This is a genomic window from Pseudomonas faucium (genome assembly GCF_021602585.1).
GTDB classification, from domain to species: Bacteria; Pseudomonadota; Gammaproteobacteria; order Pseudomonadales; family Pseudomonadaceae; genus Aquipseudomonas; species Aquipseudomonas faucium.
The window spans coordinates 470,155-491,819 of record NZ_BQIP01000001.1; the positions used below are offsets into that span (position 1 = coordinate 470,155).

The 21,665-nt window shown below is 56.7% G+C and carries 16 protein-coding genes; 4 read left to right on the forward strand and 12 right to left on the reverse strand.

Features of this window, described 5'->3' with window-relative positions:
- Nucleotides 1-466: 466 nt before the first annotated feature.
- The 5 genes from L6D75_RS02285 to L6D75_RS02305 form a co-directional block, all read right to left on the reverse strand.
- Nucleotides 467-892, reverse strand: coding sequence for a hypothetical protein (locus L6D75_RS02285; protein ID WP_176515482.1), 426 nt, complete (start codon nucleotides 890-892; stop codon nucleotides 467-469).
- 100 nt (nucleotides 893-992) lie between these two features.
- Nucleotides 993-1,379: a hypothetical protein gene (locus L6D75_RS02290; RefSeq protein ID WP_176515484.1), complete on the reverse strand. Its 387-nt coding sequence runs from the start codon at nucleotides 1,377-1,379 to the stop codon at nucleotides 993-995.
- Between the two features lie 239 nt (nucleotides 1,380-1,618).
- Nucleotides 1,619-3,487 (reverse strand): TniQ family protein, encoded by a 1,869-nt coding sequence (locus L6D75_RS02295; RefSeq protein WP_176515487.1) that lies wholly within the window; start codon nucleotides 3,485-3,487, stop codon nucleotides 1,619-1,621.
- Nucleotides 3,488-3,592: 105 nt separating this feature from the next.
- Complete coding sequence (locus tag L6D75_RS02300; RefSeq protein ID WP_176515489.1) at nucleotides 3,593-4,651, reverse strand: TniB family NTP-binding protein; 1,059 nt, start codon at nucleotides 4,649-4,651, stop codon at nucleotides 3,593-3,595.
- Nucleotides 4,652-6,466: a DDE-type integrase/transposase/recombinase gene (locus L6D75_RS02305; RefSeq protein ID WP_176515491.1), complete on the reverse strand. Its 1,815-nt coding sequence runs from the start codon at nucleotides 6,464-6,466 to the stop codon at nucleotides 4,652-4,654.
- A gap of 720 nt (nucleotides 6,467-7,186) precedes the next feature.
- On the opposite strand from L6D75_RS02305, the gene L6D75_RS02310 reads away from it, so the two are divergent.
- Nucleotides 7,187-10,153: a DEAD/DEAH box helicase gene (locus L6D75_RS02310; RefSeq protein ID WP_176515493.1), complete on the forward strand. Its 2,967-nt coding sequence runs from the start codon at nucleotides 7,187-7,189 to the stop codon at nucleotides 10,151-10,153.
- A 333-nt stretch (nucleotides 10,154-10,486) separates the two neighbouring features.
- Here L6D75_RS02310 and L6D75_RS02315 read toward each other — a convergent pair whose 3' ends face one another.
- The 4 genes from L6D75_RS02315 to L6D75_RS02330 form a co-directional block, all read right to left on the reverse strand.
- Nucleotides 10,487-11,572, reverse strand: a complete 1,086-nt coding sequence (locus L6D75_RS02315) for a methyltransferase (protein ID WP_236193386.1) — start codon at nucleotides 11,570-11,572, stop codon at nucleotides 10,487-10,489.
- 152 nt (nucleotides 11,573-11,724) lie between these two features.
- Complete coding sequence (locus L6D75_RS02320; protein WP_176515495.1) at nucleotides 11,725-12,630, reverse strand: hypothetical protein; 906 nt, start codon at nucleotides 12,628-12,630, stop codon at nucleotides 11,725-11,727.
- Between the two features lie 61 nt (nucleotides 12,631-12,691).
- On the reverse strand, nucleotides 12,692-13,105 hold the full coding sequence (arfB, locus tag L6D75_RS02325; RefSeq protein ID WP_176515497.1) for an alternative ribosome rescue aminoacyl-tRNA hydrolase ArfB: 414 nt from the start codon (nucleotides 13,103-13,105) through the stop codon (nucleotides 12,692-12,694).
- A gap of 315 nt (nucleotides 13,106-13,420) precedes the next feature.
- Nucleotides 13,421-14,344: a LysR family transcriptional regulator gene (locus L6D75_RS02330; protein WP_176515499.1), complete on the reverse strand. Its 924-nt coding sequence runs from the start codon at nucleotides 14,342-14,344 to the stop codon at nucleotides 13,421-13,423.
- 99 nt (nucleotides 14,345-14,443) lie between these two features.
- On the opposite strand from L6D75_RS02330, the gene L6D75_RS02335 reads away from it, so the two are divergent.
- From L6D75_RS02335 to L6D75_RS02345, 3 genes are all read left to right on the forward strand, one after another.
- On the forward strand, nucleotides 14,444-15,655 hold the full coding sequence (locus L6D75_RS02335) for an MFS transporter (RefSeq protein WP_176515501.1): 1,212 nt from the start codon (nucleotides 14,444-14,446) through the stop codon (nucleotides 15,653-15,655).
- 23 nt (nucleotides 15,656-15,678) lie between these two features.
- A complete protein-coding gene (locus L6D75_RS02340) occupies nucleotides 15,679-16,665 on the forward strand; it encodes an alcohol dehydrogenase catalytic domain-containing protein (protein WP_176515503.1) in 987 nt (328 codons plus the stop codon).
- 163 nt (nucleotides 16,666-16,828) lie between these two features.
- The gene (locus L6D75_RS02345; protein ID WP_176515505.1) at nucleotides 16,829-19,024 is read left to right on the forward strand and encodes a TonB-dependent receptor; all 2,196 of its coding nucleotides are present in this window, start codon (nucleotides 16,829-16,831) and stop codon (nucleotides 19,022-19,024) included.
- A gap of 56 nt (nucleotides 19,025-19,080) precedes the next feature.
- Here L6D75_RS02345 and L6D75_RS02350 read toward each other — a convergent pair whose 3' ends face one another.
- The 3 genes from L6D75_RS02350 to L6D75_RS02360 form a co-directional block, all read right to left on the reverse strand.
- Nucleotides 19,081-20,223 (reverse strand): MFS transporter, encoded by a 1,143-nt coding sequence (locus L6D75_RS02350; protein ID WP_176515507.1) that lies wholly within the window; start codon nucleotides 20,221-20,223, stop codon nucleotides 19,081-19,083.
- A 74-nt stretch (nucleotides 20,224-20,297) separates the two neighbouring features.
- On the reverse strand, nucleotides 20,298-20,906 hold the full coding sequence (locus L6D75_RS02355) for a dTMP kinase (RefSeq protein ID WP_176515509.1): 609 nt from the start codon (nucleotides 20,904-20,906) through the stop codon (nucleotides 20,298-20,300).
- 53 nt (nucleotides 20,907-20,959) lie between these two features.
- Complete coding sequence (locus L6D75_RS02360; protein WP_176515511.1) at nucleotides 20,960-21,628, reverse strand: isochorismatase family protein; 669 nt, start codon at nucleotides 21,626-21,628, stop codon at nucleotides 20,960-20,962.
- Between the last annotated feature and the right edge of the window lie 37 nt (nucleotides 21,629-21,665).

The following is a 21,665-nucleotide window of genomic DNA, read 5'->3' on the forward strand; positions in this document are numbered from 1 at the left end:
AAGAGTAAGCCTAATGACGAGCCCCAAAATTACGACATATTTTTTGGAGTTTGGTTTTTAGTACATCTTTACTCATTGAGTACGCTCCCTTGACTGAGCTTACCCGATCAGCCTACGAGTTCGGCCGGATCGCCAAGAAGAAGCCTATGTGGTGATTTTTCATTTACCCAGGATACGTCATCGCATTTTTTCATCTTGCCCCTTCCAGACGCTACCGTCTAAAGCTTTGAGCTCGAGCATAAAAATGCTGAGTTGCGATTTAATCTTGATAGGCAATTCTAGGTTATTGTCTAGACGATTCACAAATATTGACAAAAAAAACAGGAAACCTATAAATATCAGAAACTTATGTAAAGCCATCACACCAGCAAGGAAAATGATTGGTAAAAAATGACATCTTTACTTAATAGCGCCCATATCTACAATTGCGAGAATTTTCAATAATTTGCAATTACACGAACAGCAGTTACGCGTTACACCGCCACTGCTCGACTGCTTCGACCCCGTACGTTTCCTGCCAAAGCTTCAGAACCTTATTCTTGCTGCTTCTTAGCGAGATGGTCTCCCCAGTGTGCGGATTTCGATAGCTCTTCTCTTTGCGAGTCACCGCTTTTGCGGAACTGGTGGCTTGTGAATCCAAGCTAACCGAAACACCATTTTTGCGGCGACCTTTGAACGGGCGGTGTTGAGAAAAAGCATGAGATGGCGGTTCTCCATTTAGAAGTTTTCGAATGTCTTCCAACGTATAATCGTAAGCCATCAGCAAATGAGTGACTTCACTGAGGAACAGGTACTTATAACCAGCCTGGAGGGCTAGCGCAGAACCATCCATGACCTCCTTAAGCCCTTCAAGATACTCTTTGGTCTTGGGTCGTAAAATGACAGACGCCACTCTCATTTCCTCTCATTTCCAATCACTGCTTTGACTCGCCACTCAAACCTGTAAGCCGCTTAAGATATCAATAAGTATTGCAACCGGCAAAGACGAACTTCTACGCGTTCTCCACCATTTCCTGCTTGTGCTTCGCCAATCCAGTGTCTAAGACTTTACGCATGGCAGTCTGCCCTATTTCACCAGTGCACGCGAATTTGAAAAGGTTTTCCAAGGAGTCAGATAGAGATTCCGAAACCTGTTTTTGACGAGCCTCCCATTGTTCATCAGAGATTTGAGCACAATCACTGAATATAATGGCGCGTGCTTCCTCGGCACTAAAGCCATATCGATCAGCAATTGCATAGAATTTCTCAAAGAAGTCTCTCGCTCTCGTAGACTCGATGCGCTCCCGCAGAGAGTTAAGCTCTTCGTTCTGCTGAGCAAGCCTCTGCTTCGTCTCGGCCAACTCTCGTTCTAAATCCTTACGAGTCAATAACTTAGTCATGGCCGCCAAACCTCGTACCGTACCTTACGAAGCCAGTATAGCTGACATTTTTTACCCAATAAAGGTCTACCCCCATTCAAACTGGCTCAGCCGTAAAATCACGAATAGTTAAAATTCGATTTCGACCATGCTCTCCAAGGTGCTTACAGCGTTCGACTTTTCTATTTTAAGTTTATGCAAGAGACACCGAAATGCGACGCAATAGCCGGAGCACACATAAATCCGTTTGACGTATATAATTACTTGCGATTCGACGCATATTCAAAAATCCAAGCAATTTGTAATAAATCGTCGAAGGGCAAGTCTCGCTGCGCAGTACATTTCATTTCTGCCCAGTGCTCCGGCAAGAACATTGTGGCCGCAGCATAAGAAATTTTGGAGCGGCATGTTGGGAAAGCTTCCCTGGTGATTCCAAACACTCTATGGAGGAAAGCTGCCTCCGACTGCTTGATCATGTCATAAGCGATGCCGACCAAGAGGTAGGCTGTCAGGGTTTGCCGGGGGCTTGCAGTTAGATAGTGCCCATGAAAATCTCCTGGATTCCGATGACTGGTATAGAACACGTGGATCAAATCTCGCGAGTTGAAATACGTTCTAGCAAATCCGCCCGGGGATCTTTTTGCAATTGGCTCGTGCAATAGGACATTTAAAATAAACCTTGCTCCGGCAGGCGAAAGTGCACGACAGTGACCCGTGAGAACCTGCCTTACCATCCAGTTTTGAACTCGCAATATTAATAGTCCTACTTTGCGCTCTTGCATCAATAGCTTTTCTTCAGAAAGCGCAGAACTTACCAATCTTCTTTTAAGTCTGAAAAGTGGCGACTGGACGTATTCCATGTAAGCATCCCAAGCCTTGAAGAAAGGATCCGGGTTGGGATGCTGCAGAACAGAGAGTGTTACGGGTACTTCGTGGTTGTCACACACGCAATATCCGTATTGTCGCCACGTTTTTCGCCATGAAGGAAGCCTCCCACAGGCTACGTCATCAGCCAGGCATCGGGGGCAATACGCGAGAAGGTAATGGCTAGGAAAAACTCTGGAATCGTACAACCGAAATGTTCTGGCTAGGGTTGAAATACGAAGTGCTTTCGGTAATACATTCTTTGTCGCCATATGTGAAACACGATCTACATCCCCTCCTCCGTACAACCTAGCAGCTTGCCGGCAGCCATACAAATCTGTAGCGGTTACCGATAAGACATCCTTAGTGAATGCGTTGCGCATGAGCCACGAGGAAAAGACCTCATCATTTACGGGCCGACAGAAACCACGAAACCAAGTCTTTTTCCGAGGCGCATAGGGGGGTGCCGTTTCAGAGCGTGGGCCTACCAGGCACCGAATATGCCTCATGCTCACGCCGATCAAGCCATCTGAAAGCTGGTGCAGCTCCAGCGGCAGGGACTCGGGGATCTCAGGGGATCCAGTCAAGCTTTCAACAGTGTCGGTGACAAAATCAATGTAAGAGGCGCCATATGGCATTCTCTTGATTTGCACTCTTGAGTAAGAAATCTCGCCATTATCCAGGCCCTCAGCCAGGGCGTCGCAACATAGGGTTGTCGCACACAAGAAAACAAACTTTGAAATCCCTGAGTGAATAAATTCGGCGATTTTGGTGACCGTAGGCGATGCATTGCTGTAAGGATGCCTCATATACGATTGCACATCATTCATGATGGTCACCTGGATTTGGCGTAGCTTGAACGTGGCGCTGTAGATGGTCTCAATCTGGGACTTCTGACTCGCCATCATCTGAGGGGGCAGCCCCAGAGCTTCTACAAGCCCATGGATGAAAGTCGCGTTTTGCTGGGAAGGCAGTTCTGGCAGCTCCAATGCATGGATACCTCGCCGGCACAATCTCCGGCATATCTGATGAGTTAATGCGCTCATACCGCAACCAGCATCGCCAGAAAGCAGGATCACCTGGGTGCCAGGACGGGGCTGCAGGTCTATGTTCGCGGGCTGGCTCAGCACTGGTTGCATTTCTCCTGAAAGTTGTGTTGCATAATGGGTTGAAGATTGCGTGTCAGATTTTTGGACGATATTTAGGCACCGCTGCAGCACCAACTCATTGTCCGTCGAACTGATCCAATGCGGAAAATGGCCCATCTTGCCTCCAGACACGCGTTTAGACGCGAAACATAAGCTGGCCTAGGCTAGTCCTATTTGGTGAGAGCAAAGCGCTCTTACAGAGCCTCAGGGTGCGCCTCCTCATCATGGCTGAATTGGCTCATCCGGATCGTTAGAATTGGTGTAGTCGGTGTCTTCTACGACGCTCTTGGATATGGGGTTTTTCGCAGCTTTCTTCGCGCACTTTTGTTTCTTGGATTCAGCGCGACGCGACTTCAGGTTAGCCTGAGTGCTCTCCGCAGGCCCACCTTCGGTATCTGCCTCTAGGATGATATCTTCCTCGCTCAACTGCCCGCGGAACTCCGCGTGCATCGCCTCAAACAGCTCCCGCGTAATGCACTCCTGACCATTGCGGATGGCCTCGATTGCACAAGCACGCAGCAAATCCGTGATCGCCCTGGTGTTTCCCCGCAGCCTGACGACCGCAGCCATGAAAAGAACACCGTCGACGATGGACTCTTTTTTGATAGGAAGATGGCTGACAAAACCAGTGAGAAAGCTCGCCAGTAATTCGCTGTCCGACTTCCATTCCTCCATTGTCACCCTACGGATCGTGAACCGGCTTGTGAGTTGGGCATCTGGGGCGAGTACATTGAAGAGCTCCTTGATGCCAATCAATATAATCGTGAGCCTGTAGTCGCCGTTGGAAAACGATCTGAGGGCCGTTAGATTTGCATCTCTTCGCCTGGTACTGACCGCACGCCCAAGATCGTGCGCCTCATCAAACACCACACCAACGATCTTCTTCTCACGAATCAAGCGGTTCGCCTCCTTAAGGTTATCGTAGGTGGCGTAGGGATTTCGTGGAGTTTTGACCACCCCCAGCTCGCGATGAAGGATGGCGCGGAGATCCATGTCCTCCGCATAGTTGGCTAGGTCGATGTACAGAACTTTGCCGTATGGGGAGTCTTCGAATACCTCTGCGATTTTTTTGCCTAAAGTAGTTTTGCCAGCGCCCGGCGGGCCCACGATAACAAGACCGATGTTGCTGTCTGAACGTTCGGCGGCTATCAGATCTGAAACCATATCGTAGGTCTTGATGATTTCAGGCGTAACCATGAAAATCTTTCGACGACACGCCAGAATGCGCTCCTCGTCAGATTTGTCCATGAACTGGCGGGCCCCCTCGCTGAGATGGTTCATCTAGCTCTCCCCGAGCATCGCTGATGCCCGCTTGGTGAAATCACGCTTCTGGTAGGTGGGCCGGGCCTGCTGTGACCGCTCACTGCGTGAGTGATACTCCGTGTCGATCAGTCCCGCCTCCTGAGCGCGCAGGTACTTCGTTTCGTTCAGGGCATGCCCTTCGTTGAGCATTTGCGTGGCTTTGATACCCTCGGGGCTAAGATGACCCTGTTGATCAAGAAGCTTTTGCTGAAGTAAGAACTCCGTCATCGTGCGCGGAAGTATGTCCTTGTCGACGGCATCAAGTTCAATCCATTTATCCTTGGCCGGCAAATAGGCCCATATCATTCGAATATTTAGCGCATCAGGTTTAACCAGGAGTTTCCGGCGAGTGTGATCTCGGGCCTCGCCAATGTCGTACTGAATACCGCGATACTCCACGTAGCAATTGGTGCAAGTGACTGAGCGCTCAGGTAATATTTCAAGCGAAAAGCGTTTCGGGTTAAGAATCGCTTCCGGCAGCAGCATCCGACCATTCGCATCAGTGTAGTATTCTCTCCAGCGCCTAGCTGGAGACTTGCCTTTATAATCTGCAGTTTCGTTATGTTGGCAAATTGCCTTGGTCAGCTCGATCAAAAACTCCCGATAAGTCATCACCGAGTCTTTAGCTGGATCAAAGTCTCGCGTACGCTTTGGGTGAGAGCAGGTCGTACCGCGCTGTAAATGGATGAATTTTGTATTTAGCGTTCCAAAAGTTCTTTCAACCTTTCCACCTGCCTGTTTCGACTGCCGGAAATACACTTTCATATCCTTCTTACTGCAAGCGCGCCGAAAGCTCTTGGCACGAAACTCTTTAGCATTGTCTGTAAAAATCTTCTCTGGTTTCCCATAAAATGGATACAAGAGCCCGCCTAGACCAAGCTTCTCCATGAATTCAACTTTAGGCATTAGCGCATGCAACAGCAGATACGAAACTGTTCTTGAGCTTGGAGCATCGTACGAAAGGTGAAAACCTACAATGACGCCGGTATAGGTGCAAACAGCTAATGAAAGGTATGGTCTTCCGATTGGTTTCCCATCAGTTTCTGACCGCAAGAAAATGTCGGCTAGAGTGTGATCAAGTTGCAATTCTTGCAGGGGACGAGTGAGTCGGCGATTCTTGCGACGGACATACATATCATCCGCAGTGCACTTACCCTCTCTGCGAGTAGTCCTATCAGCTGGATCGATGTCCAATATTCGCTTACGCATGGCCGACAAAGACGGACAAGGTATTTTGCGCTTATCGCACTCGGCCTGAAGCTTTGAATGAAGATAGCTAAGCGTCCATTCCTTTACGGCGTACTTGTTGTAGCAGTATAGAATGGCGTCTTCTTGATCTTCGGACAACAGAGTGCTGCCCTTTTTGCGCCCCTTTGAGTTAACGACCATGGACGCAACGCCAACAGCTTCATCGAACTGTTCCCGTAGCGTATAGAAGGTGCTGCGGCCAATACCCAGCTCGGCGCAGACTGCTTCTTTCGTCCTTAGATCGCCGTCCTCGAACCTTTTGAACGCATTAAATCGCTCTTGAGCAAGAGCGTATTGCTCATCAGTAATTGGATCATCCGTCACATCATTGTCGGCATTTCCAGCGCGCTCCTTGACGCCCTTCTGCATTCTCAGGATGTCACTGGCAGTAACCTGTAGCAGGTTGTTTACATCAACACTCATTGTTGCATCTGTTGACACTGAGCGAAGCTTAACTAGATTTCGATCGCGATCAACTATCTTCTCAACCTTGTAGAGATCGCTATCGGGGCCTTTTTGAGTGACAAGGCTGCCTAGTTCGATCATTTGAAAGCGCTCCCGCGTGGCTGATGGGGCTTCCAAAGGTTGATCTGGGTGCGGTATGCAAGATGTTCAACCCTGTCGGGGATGGCGTATTCCCGGATGGAATGACCTGTGATGGCCAAAGGATCGAGGGTTGAAGGCTCTCCAGATTTCATGACCGTTCCCATGATCACATGGAAATCGTAGGTATAGCTGAGCTTTGGCGAAAATCTATATTTTCAAAATAAATTTATGTTATCTTTCTGATTTATATGAGTATTTATTTTACGCTGGAAATTTTCTTACGCTGGATTTTTCTGCTCAAAATCCAGCGTAAGAAAACTATAGATCTGGGAAGCTTCTTGCTTTCAACTAGTTAAGGCGTGTCCTTTAATTTGGAAACGCTGACACACTCTCTTAATCGGCCGTTTCCTTCGTGTTCATGGTGCGTTCTCAATGAGCTGCTTGCCAATGAAGCTGATTCAGTGTCGTTTGTCGTCCGATCAGCGCATGCCACGCTTGTGCAGGATGGTCCATCGGCGCTCTTCCGGAAGCTTGTGAATGAGAGCGTCATGTACGCCCCCCCATTGAATCCAACTTGAAACCTATGACGGTGGCTGATCCGCCAAGTACTCTATACATCACTCAACTGTTCCAAAGTCGAGAAAGAAATTTTTATCTTCAGCTCTTGTTTAAAGCCCGTCGCACATTAGGATTGGTTAGAAATATCCAAGGACGGTCGAAATGGCTGGATTTTTCGTAGAGCAAGCCGGATCACTCAAGCTTCTCCAGCAAGCTGACGCACCTAATAGCGGCTTCAGGCCGGGCCAGCTTGGCGCAATGCATGCAACATTGGCCCATTTTTCTGTGCAAGACGACCCTGCAATTATCTGCCTGCCCACTGGCTATGGAAAGACATCATTGATGATGTCGCTACCTCTTCTACTTGGAGCAACCCGGATCCTCGTCGTCGAGCCATCAAGTGCTCTGCGCAAACAGGTGCACTCGCATTTTTCTACCCTTTCAACACTCAGGCGCATCGGTGCACTACCTGAAAACGGGCCGCTACCTTCCGCTCACTTGCATTCGGGGCGGCCGATAACCCCCGACGCTTGGGAAAAGTTGCGGGAGTTCGACGTCGTGATCTCAACTCCCGGCAGTTCTTCGCCAATGATTGCCCCAGGCGCTGCGCCCGACCTCTTTGACGTGGTGATTTTCGATGAAGCTCACCATGCGCCGGCGGATTCCTGGGCAGCGTATCTGGATCATTACTCAACCGCTCGGTTTATATTCTTGACAGCAACTCCCTTCAGGCGCGATGACCGCGTTATTCCGGGCAAGCTAGTCTACCGATATCCTGTGATGAGAGCCGTGTCTGAAGGGGCGTTTGACCCTATCGTCTTTCGGGAGGCCCCCATAGATAACGAGCTTGATGATGAGCATGTTGATCGGGCGATTGCCCAAACTGCAGTGGCACAGCTCGAAGAAGATATCGCTAACGGCTTTGATCACAGGCTTTTTGTACGCGCCTCGACCATCTCTTCCGCGCAAGCGCTCGTCCCGATCTACGAGCAACTAGGCGTTTCCGTCGCCGCCATAAGCAGCCGACTGACCAAACGACAACAGGACTTAATTGAAGCGAAGCTCATTTCTGGTGAATTGAAAGCCATCATCTGCGTAGATATGTTCGGCGAAGGCTATGACTTCCCAAAGCTCAAGGTCGCCGCGTTGCACGCACCGCACAAATCACTGGTACCCACAATCCAGTTCATCGGCAGGTTCGCCAGGATCGACGATGCCACGGGACGCCCAACCCTCATTGCACCGGCATTCAGAGTGCGTGAGGCGACCGCGACTCTGCTCAGAGAGGGAGTCGATCTGGCTAAGATGATTGATGATGCCGCGCTTTCTGAAATCCAGGGCGCAGTTGAAGCCCAAGAATTCATCGAAAGCTTGCCGGTGCGTCGGATGACTGAATCTGACTATGAATCCGTGTCTGCACTCTCCTTCAGTTTGTACGCGCACGTCCGCGGGTTTCACTGCAGTCGCAGGCCGGATTTCGACCTGCTGGGAGAAAAGGTCGGTCGAGTGCTTCGGATTGTGAAGCAGTGGGGAACGCCAGATGGCAATCTGTCTCTCGTATTGACAGCAGATGAAGCACCTCCGAACTGGTCGACCTCAAACACGCTCACTGATATTCGGCACGAGGCCTTCTTGCTGATGTATTTTCCTGAATCGAGCTACTGCTTCATCGGCTCCACCCTCAGGACAGAGAAGCTGTACCTGACCATCATGGATATCGTTTGCCGTGCCGGCAGCCGAGGGTTGAGCTACGAAGAAACGAGCCGCGCGAGGGCTGGACTGGAGGGGATGAGGTTTTTTGCTGTTGGCTTGCAGAACACGACCTTCAATTCGCAAGTCGAAACTTACCGAACCCTAACTGGCCCTCAAGCCGAGCGCGCGGTCACTGCAGGTGACAGCCGCGCTTACGCTCAGGGGCATTACTTCGGGAGTGGTATGAACGGCCAGGTGCGTGAAACTATCGGAGCCAGTAGCAGCTCTAGAATCTGGAGCAATCAGCGCCTGTCCGTTCCTGACTTCTTTGCCTGGGTGCAGACGCTTCATGGGCGCATCGTAGGAGATGCTGCGTTTAGCCAAACCCACCTCGACTTGGTCAGAACCACTACGACTCTTCGGGAGCTACCAGAAGCGGTGATGGCAGCCAACTGGTCGCGGCAAAGCCTCATTCGCAATCCTCGTATTCACTTCAGGGCTGCGCAGGAACAAGAGCTACATACATCCAGGCTTGTGGAGTGGGATATCCAAGACTTTGAGTGCGATCCACAAGCCGGGCACTTGGATTTTTCAATCGTTCATGCTGATGGGCAGATCCGTATGCGCCTGAGTCTTGAGGGTGGCCAACTGATTCGCTGCCTGGAACCAGATGCCACAATGACGATCGAGTCTAACCAGGATGGCTGGATGCCACTGGCCGACTGGCTTAGTGAGTACCCTCCTATCTTCTATGCAACAGATAAGTCTTCGTTTGAAGGGCTAAACAAAATCGCTGCCCCTCTTCTCAGATCCCTCGCACTTGCTCCAGGTGATGCGGAGTCAATCGATTGGACAGGCTGCGCAATAGAGGTAGAGTTCCTGCCGAACAATGAGGAGCCTCGCACACTGGAGCGACGTGCAGAGCTCGATGGCAAAGCAACTGTGCAGGAGCACTTGGAGCAACACCTTCTGACGCTTCCAGATCTCCGGTGTTTGTATTACGACCATCGCTCAGGCGAAGCCGCCGACTACATCTGCGTCACTGTCAATGCAGCCAAGGAAGTGAACGTCACCCTCTATCACTGTAAAGGTGCAGGAGGGCCAGCCAATGGAGGGCGAGTTGGTGATGTGTACGAGGTTGCGGGACAGCTGGTAAAGTCAGCTTACTTCTGCAACGTCGCGACCTTGCTGCATCATATGGAAGATCGCATGCATCGCAGACATACATCTCCTTCGTACTTTGTCAGAGGGGACAGGGATGAAACCTACGAGTTGCTGCGGTCAACACCTGCAACAGCTCTTACCTTCACGGTGGTAGGGGTTCAACCTGGCATTCGGCGCACCATGGTTGATGAACGCATGAGCGATTTGATGGCGTTCTGCATAGGATACGCACGTCAGGGCTCGGCAAAAGCATACTGGCTAGTGAGTGAGTAGCGCAGCGGGTGCTGGAAGATGCGATGTGTCGAGGTTTCGAACCGCCAGGCTTGAGGGTGAGCTCAAATTTTACTTGGCATTACCACAGACCGGCGCCCAACCGTTGCATTGCAATGGCTAGCGGTTACCAAGAGACCTCGAGAATTTGCCAAATGCACTCAATGGATTGCTGCCCTCCACGATTATTGCCGGTTGCTCGACGCATCTGTTAGTAACCCAGCACTTGATGTCAATCCGATCGTAAATGGCCCAGCATGATCGAGTCCATCCACTTGATTACACGCTCAAGCGCGTATGGACTGTGCCCATGAGCGTGCAGTCAGGTTTGGCGCTTCACCCACGGCCATGGCAGTGAGCAGGAGTTAAGCCAAGCGGTGGCCACATTCTATTGGCGTGAAGCAGTTGTATAGTCGTGACGCCATCTATAAAACAAACACGGCAGGGCACTGTGAGGTTTTGCATAAATGCGAGGGCAATTGCCTGTTTACGCACAGCAGCCCCGATTTTATGGCAATGCTGGATCACGTACACCTGAGCTGGAATGTTGAAAAGTCGGTAGAGCTGGTCGGCATTCTTACCCAGGTCCGATGGCTTCATCTCATGAAACCGAGCTGGCCCTTTCAGTAGAAATGCGCCCAATTGGCGTTGGCCTCTGACGATTAAATTACCCGATAGTACATCGCTTTCCTCACCTCCCCAATCAGCGGGCACCTCGGACTCTTCCAACAGATTGCAGATGAGTTCCTTGATCGTCTGCTCAGGAACGTGCTTAAGCTTTCTGGCCTCTGCCGCTGAGGGAATCCACGATCCATCGATACTGGCAAACTGGCGAATGTCCTGCGGAGCAAGCTCTAAGGTGGAGATGATCGGAACCGGGAACGACGGTGCTGTCGCGATCAGATCGCCAATGACAAACGGTACCGCATGAATGGACGACCCATTGATCCGAGTGACATACCCAAAAATGAACAGTTTGGTCAGGCCTTGCATACGCGAGAATGCAGTGTCGTTTATGAGCCCACTCTTGGAGAAGTCGATCACCAGTTTCTTCCCCTGCAGGACGTAATCGAGCTTACCCGTAAGACTGAGAGCCGGTGTTTTGTTGGCCCAAGAGAATCCCTTTCCCAATACCGGGCCGTAGTGGATAAACGGAACTCCCTCGATGAGCTGGCCGTCCCGCTCAAGCTGATCGAGCGACTTGATAGCACCCGTAGCAATTGCCTGCAGCACATAGGCGCCAAGTTCATTCGACAGAATGGCCGAAGCCATCCAGACATCGTGTCCTCTGAGCGCCATCACCATTTCTGAAGGAAGCCGCTGCCCGCGCAAAAACGCGAGGACGCGATCTCGGCTCAGGTAAAAGCTCACCAGTTGCATTTCGCAAGGAGCCGATTCTCCGAAGCGGGATAAAACACTCATTCGAGACTCCATGGTAATAAAGTGTCTTCTTAGCCCCTTATGGAGCCAGGAGCCAGCGACCTTGCTTGCATGGCTTGGGTGCCTACGCTCCCCACTTGCAATCTTTTATGCAGGTGCGGTAGGTATAGTCGGATGCAGGTAGTTCACCCGCTTTACTCGAAGCTCAGCCCACCCAACTGAAGAAACTCATCCCTCGACAAGACCTTTGTCGGCACGCCTAGATAGTCGTAGACGGCTCTCACCTTGTGGTAAAAGCGGTTATCGCCGGTGATGAAATAGTCGGCTTTGGTCGCATAGATCGAATGAGTAACGTCATGCATCCGAGAACGAGATAGTTTGACGTCTTCAGGTCTAAACCTGATCTCCTCCAGATAATTCATCAACACCTCAAACACGTGCTCCAATACCTCATGTGATTTGGAAATCTCTGGCCATTTGAAATTTTCCAGTCCCGCTTCCTTTTTTTTCAACAAGAGCGCATGCTCTGCAGCATACCCCTCCAAGATCGCAGTATCGAAATCAGGGGTTGACAAGAAATCCACTGGAAGGTTGGATACTTTAGAGGCGCGCTTACCGGCCACATCATTCTCTTTCATTCCTTTGAGGAAATTATGCTCACGGACTTCGAGGAACTCATTACGATCGAAATGCCTCAGAACGCGGATTAGGCATTCTCCTGGATGTTCTCGGTCGACATACGTTGGCTGATGATCCGGAGCAGGCAGCAACTCTACCATTTTAGAAATATTGATTACGTTCTGCAGCCGATCCTCACTACGTTCCAAAAGGATTCTGATTTCCTCCTCGTTGTGCTCCTTCCACATCAGAGATGAAGCTAGGTCTTCCATGTGGGCCGGGCTGTAAGGCAGGATGTGCTTGTCCTTGATCGCGTCAACAGCCGCTCGCAAGCCTGGGATATCATCTTGCCGGTAGCTCTCGAAGAGATTGTAATCAAGATAGATCATCTTTTTTAGTGGCACATCGAACTCCATTTCTAATTTATAGGACATTAGAGTATTGAGCCAGTAAACTAAAGCACGTGAACTGCTTGTGAGCATCTGCCATCACCCACTTGTTAAATTGCGTATTCACAGACACCGTCTGTATAGACGACCATCGCTAGAACTCCACCTTCCCCCGCCCCGCCTTAACCGTACTCCGCCTGGCTTTCCCTTCAAGCCGCCGAGTCTTCGAACCAAGTGTCGGCTTGGTCGGCCGCCGTTTCTTCTCGGTCTTGCCAGCATTGATGATCAACTCAGCAAGCCGCGCCAACGCATCAGCACGGTTCTGCTCCTGAGTCCGATACTGCTGCCCCTTGATGATCAACACGCCGTCACTGGTGATGCGACTGTCACGCAACGCCAGCAGCCGCTCCTTGTAAAACTCGGGCAACGATGAAGCCGGAATGTCAAAGCGCAAATGCACAGCGCTGGACACCTTGTTGACGTTCTGCCCACCCGCGCCTTGGGCACGAATGTAGGTCAGTTCGATTTCAGCATCCGGCAGATGCACGTTGTTGGAGATAGTCAGCATGGCACGGCCCTTGTCATTGCCCCGATTATCACAGCCTCAGCCCACCCGTGCACCTGAATCTCGGAAACTTGCGGAAATACAGACAACGCAAGCCTCGGGACGCGCTGAGCTATCATGCCCGGCTATTTTTTGCTGGCTCCAAGGAACCGTGATGAACCGACTTATAGTGCCTGCTGCCATCTTCATCAGCGTCATGTTCGTAGGCAAGGTTTTCGAGCATCTGGGCGTCGAAGGCAACGTAAAATTCGGATTGCTTTGCTTGATAGCAATCGTTGTCCAGGTGGTGGTGACGCGTCACCTGAGGTCGCGAGCGACTTAACCGAAATACCGCCCCTCCATCCGCTCAACCAGAAAGTCGATAAACACCCTCACCCGCTGCGGCAACTGCCGCCCGGGCCCGATAAACACCGCGTGCAAAATATCCTCCTCGCCACTTTCATACCCCTCCAGCAACGGCACCAACCGCCCCGCCTCGATATCCGCCCCCACATGGAAATTGGCCAGGCGCGCCACCCCGGCGCCGCCCAGGGCCAACTGCCGCATGCTCTCCCCGTCCTGCAGCAGCAAATTGCCCTGGGGCTCCACCTCGATGCGCTCACCATCAGCCCCGCGATACACCCACGCCTGCGAGTGCCGGTGAAAACCAAAGGCCAATCGATTGTGCCCAAGCAGCTCCTGGGGCGTGCGCGGTGTGCCCTTGCGCGCCAGATACTCGGATGAAGCCACCGTCAACAGCCGGCTGCGGCCCAGGTGCCGCTGCACCAGCCGCGAAGCTTTCAGCGGGCCGGAGCGGATCGCGACGTCGGCGCGCCGCTCGAGCAGGTCGACCACCGTGTCGGTCAGCTCGATGTTCAAGGTGATCTGCGGGTAGGCCTCGAGAAACGCCGGCACCAGGGGCACCAGGCAGTGCAGGCCGAACGGCAGGTTGCTGTTGATGTGGATGATGCCGCTGGGGCAAGCGGCATTGGCCACGTCGCGCTCGGCGTTGTCGATCTGCTCGAGAATGCGCAGGCTTTCGACATGGAAGCGCTCGCCCTCGGCGGTCAGTTCCAGGCGCCGGGTCGAGCGCAGCAGCAGGCGCGCGCCCAGGCGCTGCTCCAGGCGTGCGATCAGCTTGCTCACCGCCGATGGCGTCATGTCCAGGCGCCGCGCAGCTTCCGAGAAGGTGCCGCAAGCGACCACTTCGGCGAACACTTCCATCTCGCCAGAGCGGTTGATGTCTTTAGCGCGTGTTTGCATGACTTGAATTCACAGCTGGTTGGAATTGCACGAGTCTACATCACAAACCAAACGGCTCGTATCGTGTGCTGCATCATTCAACCTTGCGAGCATTCGTTCATGACTACCCCCTCCTCCACACGCATTCACCCCGGGGTGTACGTGCTGGCCCTGACCGCCTTCGCCATTGGCGTGGCCGAGTTCATCGTGGTCGGCATTCTCCCGGCCATCTCCAGCGACCTGGGCGTGACCCTGGCCACCGCGGGCGGCCTGGTCGGCCTGTACGCCTTGGCATTGGCAGTGTTCACCCCATTCATCGTGCTGCTGCTCGGGCGCCTGCCGCGCAAGCCGGTGCTGGCGGGCCTGGTGGCGATCTTTCTCGCCGGCAACCTGCTCTCGGCGCTGTCCAGTGACTACAGCACGCTGTTGATCGGCCGGCTGATCACCGCCGTCGCCCATGGCAGCTTCTTCGCCATTGGCGCAACGGTCGCGGCCAGCCTGGCGCCCAAGGGCCAGGCCAGCAAAGCGATCGCCATCATGTTCGCCGGGCTCACCCTGGCCATGGTCATCGGCGTGCCACTGGGCAGCTTCCTGGGCAACGCCATGGGCTGGCGCCTGCCGTTCTACGCGGTGGCGGCGCTCAGCGCGCTGGCCTTGCTGGCCACGCTCGCCTGGCTGCCGGCGCTGAAAACCGCCGAGGCCGGCAGCATCCGCACCCAGCTCGCGGCGCTCGGCCACCCGGCGATCTGGTCGATGATGCTGGTGACCATCCTGGGCTTTGGCGCAAGCTTTGCGGCGTTCACCTTCATCACGCCGATCCTCACCGATATCACCGGCTTCTCCTCGGCCACGGCCAGCAGCCTGCTGGTGGTGTTCGGCATCGCCACGCTGATCGGCAACCTCGCCGGTGGCCGCCTGGCCGACCGCCTAGGCTGGCAACGTGCGCTGCGGGTGCTGTTCGTGTTGCTGGCGGCGGTACTGGTGTTGCTGGGCTTCTCGCTGTCATCGCCGGTTGCGATGGTGGTGCTGCTGTTCGTCTGGGGCGTGTTGGCCTTTGGCATGACCCCAGGCTTCCAGGCCGGCATGCTCGACACCGCCGGGCGCTACACCCCCAAGGCGGTGGACTTTGCCTCGGGGTTGAACATCTCGGCCTTCAACCTGGGCATCACCTTGGGTGAGTCCGCCGGCAGTTACCTGGTGACCCACGGCCAACTGGCCCTCACCCCGTGGGCGGGCGTGGTTGCGGCAGTGCTGGTGCACCTGCCGCTGGCCTGGTTGGCCTGGCGCGGCAAACGCTCGGCGATTGCCTGCCCGCCTTTGCACACGCTGTGAACCCTTCCTACAAGGAGCGCTACATGCCTAACACCTACCAAGCCTGGGGCTGGACCCCAGGCGCCGGCCTCGATGGCCTGCAACTGCTGCGCAAACCCCTGGCGCAACCCGGCCCCGGCGAAGTGCTGGTGGCCAACCGCGCCATCGCCCTCAACCCGGTGGACTGGAAGATCTGCGAATGGGGCCACCCCGACTGGCACGCGGGCACGGTGCCTGGCGTGGACGGTGTCGGCGTCGTCGCGGCGGTCGGCGCTGGAGTGCAGATCCCGCTGGGCACTCGCGTCGCTTACCACCAGTCGCTGTCGCGTGATGGCAGTTTCGCCGAGTACTGCCTGGTGGATGCCTACCTGCTGATGCAGTTGCCAGCCACGATCGACGAGGGCGTCGCGGCCGCCGTGCCCTGCCCGGCCATCACCGCGTGGCAGGCGCTGGCCAAGGTGCCCCAGGGGGCGTCGAGCGATGTGCTGGTGATTGGCGCCGGTGGCGCGGTGGGGTTCTACCTGGCGCAGCTGGCCGTGCAGCGCGGTCTGCGGGTCTGGGCCACCGCAGGGTCCCGGCACCGTGCCGGGCTCAAGGCGCTGGGCGTGATCGAGGTGTTCGACTACCACGACACCCAGTGGCAAACCCAGTTGCAAGCTGCCTTGGGCGAGCGCCCCCTGCACGCCCTGTTCGACACGGTCAGCGGCGCCCATGCCGCCAGCCTTGCCCACCTGCTCGGCTACAACGGCCACCTGGTGTGCATCCAGGACCGCCAGGAAACAGCGCCGTTGCCCGCCTTCAGCAGCGCGATTTCGCTGCATGAAGTCGCCCTGAACAGCATTCACGCCCATGGCCGCCCGCTCGATCACCGGGCATTGCGAGCCGAGGCGCAGCGGTTGCTGCAGCAGGTCGCCGATGGCCAGCTGCTGACCCCGGCGCCCCTGGAATTTGCGTTCGAAGCGCTGCCACAGGCGTTGCGCCAACTGAAGGAAGCCAGCACGCCAGGCAAGTGGGTAACGCGGCTGGCCTAACCTGCCCCCATCGCCGGCCCCTGTAGGAGCCGGCTTGCCGGCGATAGGGCCCGCAAGCCAAACCATTCAACATTGGTAGTAGTACGAATGATAAAGCTTCTCTTTATAAATTGTTACAATTTATATAGGATCTGCCTCCCCATCCCGCCGTAGACGCTTCTCAATGCCTTGCGCCACCCCTTCCCGCTCGCTATTGACCTCCTGCCTGCTCACCACCTCGCTGGTCGCCACCGCCCAAGCTGCCGAGCCAGTACCCGCAGCCCCGGTGCTGGCACTGCCTTCCACGACCGTGGAAGCAGACCGCGAAGCGCAGTTGCAGACGCAGGAACTGCCCTCCTACAAGCTCACCGCACCGTTGATCGACACCCCCCGCTCGATCACCGTGATCCCGCAGGAAGTCATCAAGTCCAGCGGCGCGACGACCTTCACCGATGCCTTGCGCACGGTACCGGGCATCACCTTCCTCGGCGGTGACGCTGCCGCCAACCCCTCGGCCGATCGCCCGGTGATTCGCGGCTTCGAATCGCGCAACTCGATCTTCGTCGACGGCATGCGCGACACCGGTGTGCAGAACCGCGAAACCTTCGATGTCGAGCGCATCAGCATCATCAAGGGCCCCGACTCGGTGTATGCCGGCCGCGGCGCGGTCGGCGGCAGCGTCGACATCGAAACCAAGGCGCCCAAGGCGCAGGACTTCCTCGACGCCAGCGTCGGCATGGGCACCGACGCCTACAAGCGCACCACGCTGGACGTCAACCGGGTGATCGACCAGAGCACCGCATTCCGCCTCAACGTCATGGGGCACTACGCCGACCAGCCAGGCCGCACCGACGTGTTCAGCAAGCGCTGGGGCGTGGCGCCGTCGATCAGCTTCGGCCTGGGCGGCCCGACCACCGTCACTTTGGGCTACTACCACCTGTCCAGCCACGACATGCCGGACTTCAGCGTGCCGTTTCGCTCCACCGGCGGCACCCCTGCCTCGGAGTTCAAGCGCAAGGACTTCTACGGCCTGAACGACCGCGATTACCGCCGTGGGCAAACCGACAGCGGCCAGGTGCGCATCGAGCACGAACTCGATGACGACTGGAAGGTGCGCAACACCACCAGCTACGGGCGCTCGACCCTCGACTACATCGCCACCAACCCGCAGTTCCTCAAGGGTTCCAACGATGTCATCCAGCTGCAGGCGAAAAGCGGCAAGTACGCCACCAACACCCTGGCCAACCAGACCGAACTGACCGGCTCGCACACCTTGTTCGGCCTGGACAGCAAGCTCACCACCGGCATCGAGCTGAGCCACGAGAAGAGCCTGTACGAGGGTTACCTGGTCACCGACAGCACCGGCAGCAACATCCGCGGTGGCGGCTCATGCGCCGTGGCCGGCAACTGCACCACCATCGGTGGCTGGGACCCGGACATGGACTGGACCGGCAGTGCCACGCTCAATGGCGACAGCTTCCCCGGCAAGCCGATCTACACCACCACCAACATGGCCTCGGCCTACGCCTTCGACAGCCTGGCGCTGTCGGAAAAGTGGCTGCTCAACACCGGTGTGCGCCTGGACTACTACAACACCCGGGTGGACCAGAGCGGCGCGCAGAACCTGCAGAACATCGCCAACCTGTTCAGCTACCAGGTGGGCCTGGTGTACAAGCCCATCGACAACCTGAGCCTGTACACCTCCTACGGCACCTCGGCCAACCCGCCGGGCGCCAACGGCGGTACGGGCGGCGGCAACGACCAGCTGACCGCGAACAACGACGACCTCTCGCCCGAGCGCAGCCGCAACATCGAAGTGGGCGCCAAGTGGGACGTGCTCGACGGGCGCCTGTCGCTGACCTCGGCAATCTTCCAGACCGACAAGACCAACGCCCGCGTCAGCGATGGCCTGGGCGGCATCGAGAACGCCGGCTCCCAGCGCGTGCGCGGGGTGGAGCTGGGCGTGGCGGGCGAGCTGACCCCGCAATGGCGCGTGTTCGGCGGCTACTCCTACCTCAACGCAGTGACCACCGATGCCGGCGATGCCAATGAATCGGCCTCGGGCCTGCCGATGGTCATGGTGCCCAAGCACAACCTGACCCTCTGGACCTACTACGACGTGACCCCGAAGTGGACGGTCGGCACCGGGGTGAAGGCCTCCAGCCTGATCTATGCCTCGGTCAGCGACACCACGCGCAAGTGGACCCCGGGCTACGCCGAAGTCGATGCCATGGCCTCCTACAAGTTCTCCAAGTCGCTGGACGTGCAGTTGAACCTGAAGAACCTGTTCGACCGCCAGTACTTCGCCTCGGCCTACCCCATCTACGCCACCTGGGCCGAAGGCCGCTCGGCGCAGGTGACGTTCAACTTCCACTATTGAGTGGCAGCCCATTCCCAGGCCGGACGATGCCTGGGAATGGGGTTGCAGCGCCAGGCTCAGCGTGACCGGCGTTGCGACCAGAGGCAGCCCATCGCCGCCAAGGCCAGCGCCAGCGCAGCGGCGGCATACACCCAGAGCGCAGGGGCACGGGCAAGCAGCAGGCCGGCGAGCACCGGGCCAAGCCCGGCGCCGATGTCGCGCCACACCGCATTGCCCGCCAGCGCCTGGATCCGCCCCTGGGGGTTGCGCCGCGCCACCAGGGTGACCACCAGCGGCAGTTGCAGCGCGCGCAGCACCAGCACCAGCGCTGCGCCAACGATCAGCCAGTCGCTGCCGAACATCAGCAACGCCAGCGAAGTGGCCAGCGACAACACCACCAGCATGCGCAGCGCGCCGAAACGGTCGGCCAGGCGCCCGCCGAACGGGCTGAACAGCATCTCGCTGAGGTAGCGCACCGCCATCAGCACACCCGCCACCAGCACCCCGCTACTGCCCAGTTGCGTCTGCGCATAGAGCGACAGGCCGAAGATGAACAGCCCATCGAGCGCCACCCCCTCGACGAACGACCAAGTGGCGATGCTGTCCGGCAGGCGCAGGCGGCGGCCCTTGGCGCCCGTCATTTCATGCCCCTTGGCCGGCAAGGCGCGGGCAGCCCACACCCCGCACAGGCAGCTGAGGCACAGCACCAGGAAGATGCTGCGCGGCCCGAAGCTCTGGGCCATCACCGCGCCCAGCGGCAAGGCCAGCATCGGCCCGATGGAAATGATTGCCCGGGAACGCCCGGCGCGCCGCGCAGCGCCCTGGGCATCGGCGGTGGCGAGGGTTTGCGTGCTGAGGTTGAAGGTGGCGAAGCACAGGCCCCAGACCAGGCGCAGCACCAGCAGCGCGGCAAACCCGCTCAAGGTCGCGTAGCCCAGCGCGCAGATGGCCGCTGCCGCAGCCGCGAGGCTGCACATGGCGCGATCGCCATGGCGGGCGTAGCGGCGCACCACCCAACCGTAACCGACGATCCGCACCAGCCGGTTGGCCGCCAGCAGCACACCGGCCTGGGCCAGGCTCACGCCAAAGTCGGCCGCATACATCGGCAACAGCAGGTACAGCAGCACATCACTGGGCAGGCACAGGCTCAGGGCCAAGCCCGCGTTGCGCGAATCTCGGTCGACGCGGTGCGTTTGCACCGGCACGGCAGCGCACGACATGGCGGCCTCGGCAAGACGAAAGGGGGTCGCAGCATAACCCAGGATCGGGCCCTGGAAACACGCTCAGCGGCGCATCAAGGCAGGCCAAGGATTTCGCCAACCACCTGCCTCGTTGCCGCTTCGAGGGTCCCTTCATTGCGGCACAGCACCCAGCCATGCTCGGCAACCGCCCGCTCGAACGCCTCGGTCGCGGCCACCTGTTCTTCGAGCCTGAACATCACCGTACTGCTCAAGCCCCGCCGCCGGGCCGCGGCCCTGGCCCAGGATATTTCGGGGGCGGTCACCACGCCGACATGCAGGTCGGGCACCTGCACGTGGTGCGCCAGGTTCAGCTGCAGGATCTCGGCAAACGGCACGATGCGGCGAAAGGCGGCTTCGGAGGGGTACCAGCGGTCGATGAGGATGATGCTGCCGGCGGGCTGCTTGGGCAGCACGTGCTGGGAAATCCACTGGCGGCTCTGGGCGAAGCGCTCGCACACCTGCAGCTCAAGCTCGCGGGAGGGGTTGCGCACCAAGGCGTTGACCAGCGCCATGGTCTGCCCCCTGAACGGGTCGCTCTTGCTCTCGCTCAAGCGGATCACTTTGCGGCCATGGGCCCTCAGCGCTTGGGTAACGGCTTCCAGCAGCGTGGTCTTGCCGGCCCCTTTGGGGCCATCGAAAGAAACGAACAGCGAACGGGTCATGGTTCAGGCAACGCGTGGGGGGTGCATGGGCGCCGAGGCGCCCATGGCGGTTGTCAGCGATATTTGTCCAGGTGGGTTTCCGGGCCGTCTTTGGCCACCGCTTGCGCCTTGCCAAAGCTTTCCATCAGGCATTTGTATTCAGGGCACACATGGTCAGCCAGGATTTCAGCGAAGCGCGAGCCCTCTGGCCGGTTCCAAGTCTGCATCAATTCGGCGACGATGGCGAAGGTGTCTGTAGGAATCGCGCCAGCTTGCACCACGCGCGCGATGGTGGTGTCGGTGGCAAGCTTGCTCCAGTTACCCGAAGCGTCCACCACGCAGTAGGCCTTGTAGCCCGCCTGTACCGCACTGACCGCCGGGAAGGCCATGCACACGCTGGTCAGCGTGCCGGCGATGATCAGCGTCTTGCGCCCGGTCTTTTCAACCTCCTGTACGAACAGCGGGTTGTCCCAGGTATTGATCTGCCCCGTGCGCGGTACATACACCGCGTGAGGGGCGTATTGATGAATCTCGGGTATCAACGGCCCGTTGGGGCCATCGGGCACGGAGGCGGTGGTGATCACCGGGATGTTCAACAGCGTCGCGGTCTTGGCGATCGCGATCACGTAGTTGCGAAGGTCAGGGATAGGCAGATCACGAACGGTGTTGAACAAGCCGCTCTGGTGGTCGATGAGAAGGATGACCGCATCGTTTGGGTCCAGCATGCCATTGAGGGTAGCCATGGTGTTTCCTCATAGGTCTGTGAGTGACGCTGCATGC